3 protein-coding genes are annotated in these 3918 nt (G+C 39.6%); 2 read left to right on the plus strand and 1 reads right to left on the minus strand.

Translation table 11 applies throughout. From position 1 onward, the window contains the following. The coding region (locus DS885_RS00635; protein ID WP_113817479.1) for a beta-galactosidase domain 4-containing protein at positions 1-1446 on the plus strand (1446 nt) is incomplete at its 5' end. A 285-nt stretch (positions 1447-1731) separates the two neighbouring features. On the opposite strand, the gene DS885_RS00640 is transcribed toward DS885_RS00635, so the two are convergent. Continuing rightward, positions 1732-2868 (minus strand): ABC transporter ATP-binding protein, encoded by a 1137-nt coding sequence (locus DS885_RS00640; RefSeq protein ID WP_441344252.1) that lies wholly within the window; start codon positions 2866-2868, stop codon positions 1732-1734. A 386-nt stretch (positions 2869-3254) separates the two neighbouring features. On the opposite strand from DS885_RS00640, the gene DS885_RS00645 reads away from it, so the two are divergent. Next, positions 3255-3918: carbohydrate ABC transporter permease (locus tag DS885_RS00645; RefSeq protein ID WP_147232319.1), on the plus strand; the 664-nt coding region annotated here is incomplete at its 3' end.

A 3918-nucleotide genomic window follows, 5' to 3' on the forward strand; every position in this document is an offset into this window, starting at 1 on the left:
AGCTTTAATAAATACTGGCAAGCATTCCGAGATAACCCAAGATTACAGGGAGGTTTTATCTGGGATTGGGTTGACCAAGGGTTAACTAAAACAGATTCAAAAGGTGAAAAATACTGGGCTTACGGTGGAGACTTTGGAGACAAAATTAATGACCGTCAATTTTGCATTAATGGTTTAATTTTTCCAGATCGCACTGCCCACCCAAGTTTACTAGAAGCAAAAAAAGAGCAGCAATTTTACCAGTTCTCTTTACATAACAGTGATGGTTTAGCGATAGATATCACCAATAAAAACCTATTTACCGCAAGTGATAGAGAAACACTATGCTGGACTGTCACTGAATCAGGACTGATTATTGATTCTGGTGAAATTGTATTAGATGTTGCAGCACAAAGCACTCAAACATATAACTTGTTAGACACATTACCCACACAAACAGCGGGTCATGATTATCACTTGAACCTGAGTGTTTGCCTTAATCAAGATAAAGCTTGGGCCGATAAAGGATTTGAAGTTGCCACTGAGCAGTTGCCGTTAAAAAGTGAATGTGGGCTGGTTTTATTACAGAAACCAACTGAGCAAGCACCGGAATTGCAACAAGACAATGATTATATTTTCGTCTCTAATGGCGATTTTTATATCCAATTCAGTCGCAGTTCCGGCTTAATCAGTGAATGGCAAGTTGATGGTGAAATCAAGTTATTAGCAGGTCCTAAGGATAACTTTTACCGCGCACCATTGGACAATGATATTGGCACCAGTGAAGCTGATAACATTGACGTTAACGCTTGGATCAACCGTTGGCAATCTGCTGGACTTAATGACTTACAAGTGAATTGTAGCAATATCAGCGCTTACTCATTGCCTCATGCTGTACAAGTTAATGTCGATTTTACCTACTCTTATCAAGATAAACTGCTGATCACCACCCAATGGCAATACACTATCGATGCAAAAGGTGCGGTGAATATAGAGATTCAAGTTGAAGCGGCTCCGTCTCTGCCCTCTTTGGCCCGTGTTGGATTGGAGTTAATCTTACCTAACACTGATAGCCAGGTAAATTGGTATGGTCGAGGACCTCATGAAAATTACCCTGATCGTATCGCTTCAGCACATATTGGACGCTATGCTTGTGATATTGAAGCCATGCACACGCCTTACATTTTCCCAACGGAAAGTGGTTTACGTTGTGATGTAAAAGAGGCTCAAGTTGGTTCTTTAGCCATAAGTGGGGACTTTCATTTATCGGTAAGCCGTTATAGTCAGCAAAATGTAGCACAAGCAAAACACACTAATGAGTTGATTGCAGAAGATAAAGTGTACCTGCGTTTGGATGGTTTCCATATGGGGATTGGTGGAGATGACTCTTGGAGCCCAAGTGTTCACGCTGAATTTCTATTACAGAAAAAACGTTACCACTACCAAGTTAACTTATCTTTTAAGTAATACTTATCAGCAATAGCTTATATCAATCTAGCGAGTTGCTATAAGTTTGCTCTACAAAAAACGCTGCTAACAATGGTTAGCAGCGTTTTTATTTCAATTGCCTAGCAATAACAGTACATTACGAACTTACCTGACGGTTAAAAGAACCAAGGCTCCGTTGACCGCTTTATGAAGAGAACAAGCATTAACACTAGCGTACTTATTCCCAACAAGTGCTTAATCAAAGCACTTTTAACAGACTCAATTTCTATCCGAACTTAAATCACTTCCTAATGTGAAAGCGAGTTACAGTGCCTCATAAGCACATAAGGATAACCCTGCTAGATCGAACAAATGTAAATCTTTCTGATTTAGATATAACTGCATCTGATCTCCTTTAGCAACTTGTTTATCGGCAGGTATATGCACTCTAAAGTTATCAATATCACCATGATGTCCAAACAAGTAAGTACTATTACCAAGGCGCTCTACATTCACCACATCAAAATCTAAGGTTAAAGCATGCTCCGCTTGATCATTTAACTGAATATGCTCAGGTCGAATACCTAGGGTTAATAAGTCACCCTTTTGATAGTTAACTGAATGCGTTGGAATGGACACTTGTTGGCCATCAGTTAAAGCAACCTTTAAGCTTTGCCCTTCAACATTCGTAACCGTTACTGGGGTGAAGTTCATTTTAGGCGAACCAATAAAGCCAGCCACAAATTCATTTTTAGGTTGATAGTAAAGCTCCATAGGTGTGCCCACTTGCTCTACTTGACCATCTTTTAAGATAACAATACGGTCAGCCAATGTCATGGCTTCCACTTGGTCATGGGTTACATAAACCATAGTATTGCCTAATTGTGCATGCAAGTTAGCAATCTGTAAGCGCATCTCAACACGTAATTCCGCATCTAAGTTAGATAACGGCTCATCAAATAAAAATACATCAGGGTCACGTACAATGGCTCGACCAATAGCGACACGTTGACGCTGCCCACCCGATAACTCCTTTGGTTTACGCGCTAATAGAGCATCTAACTGCAAAATATCACTGGCCTGCTTAACCTGCTTTTTAATTTCGCTTGCTTCAACACCTGCCATTTTTAAAGCAAAGCCCATATTTTCTTCCACCGTCATATGCGGATATAAAGCATAAGACTGGAATACCATAGCCACACCACGGTCTGCAGGCTCAACATGACTCACATCATTTTGGCCGATTGAGATACTGCCGCTAGTGATCTCTTCAAGCCCTGCGATCAAACGTAATAATGTTGATTTACCGCAACCCGATGGCCCAACAAATACGGTGAACTCACCATCTTTTATCTCTAAGTCGATACCGTGAATGGTTTCCACTTTATCAAAACGTTTTACCACTTGCTGTAATGAGATTGCTGCCATTATTAATGCCTCTTTATATATTGGTTTATTCATAACGCCTGCAATATCGGTATACCTTCATCAAACAATAAAAAAGATAATAAATGCGATACTGATATTGCTAAGTATTGTAATACCCCTGATACCTTACTGATAAGTTCCACCACTTTGTTCTCGAAAACAAAAATAGCGTAATTTTGTTCAATTAAAGCATCAACCTAACCTAGGATGAAAATAATAAATAGCGATAACCTCGCTTTATTTGAATTGATTTTATACGGATAACCAATACTGTGGATAAACTCTCATTTCAAAAATCTTCTTTGTGGAAACGTTTTACCTCCTGAGCTTTTATAGACTAGTCTAATACGATTCTCATTTCTATTTACAAACCTGAAAGAGACAAAATTGATTTAATTTACAACATACATGGAGCAGATATGTCTGAACAAAGCTCAGTCGCATATGAGACGAAGTCGCTACCAGTTACCCCCAAAAAACTGGGTAGCCGGATGCCTAAACATCTTGTACCTTGGGTCTTTATGGCCCCTGCTTTATTACTTTTTGCCCTGTATGTGCTGTACCCGATCGTGAGCAGTTTTATACTTAGTTTTTACAGTTGGGATGGATTAGGAGATAAAACTTGGATTGGTTTTGATAATTATATACAACTGTTTGACTCCGAGACGTTCTGGACAGCGTTAACCAATAATGTCATTTGGATGGTGCTGTTTATGTTAGCCCCGCCAATCGGGTTAGGCATTGCACTCTTCTTAAATCAAAAAGTACGTGGAATACGCTTAGTTAAAGCACTGTTCTTCTTCCCTTTTGTTATTTCACAGGTGGTGATCGGCTTAGTCTTCTCTTGGTTTTACGACCCCAATCTAGGCTTGTTAAATAGCATTTTAGATCTATTTGGCTTTAATACGATTGCCCTATTATCCAGTGAAGAATATGTGACTTACGGCATTATCGCTGCTGGTTTATGGCCACAAATCGCCTATTGTATGATCCTGTACCTCACAGGCTTAAACAACCTCAGTCCAGACCAAATTGAAGCAGCCCGCTTAGATAGAGCTAAAGGCTTTAAAATGCTGCGCCACA

This window comes from Psychromonas sp. B3M02, from assembly GCF_003318165.1.
Classification (GTDB): domain Bacteria; phylum Pseudomonadota; class Gammaproteobacteria; order Enterobacterales; family Psychromonadaceae; genus Psychromonas.

Excerpts from the sequence above, each read along its gene's own strand:
- DS885_RS00640 (WP_441344252.1), bottom strand. The coding sequence starts at position 2,868 with ATGAATAAACCAATATATAAAGAGGCATTAATAATGGCAGCAATCTCA.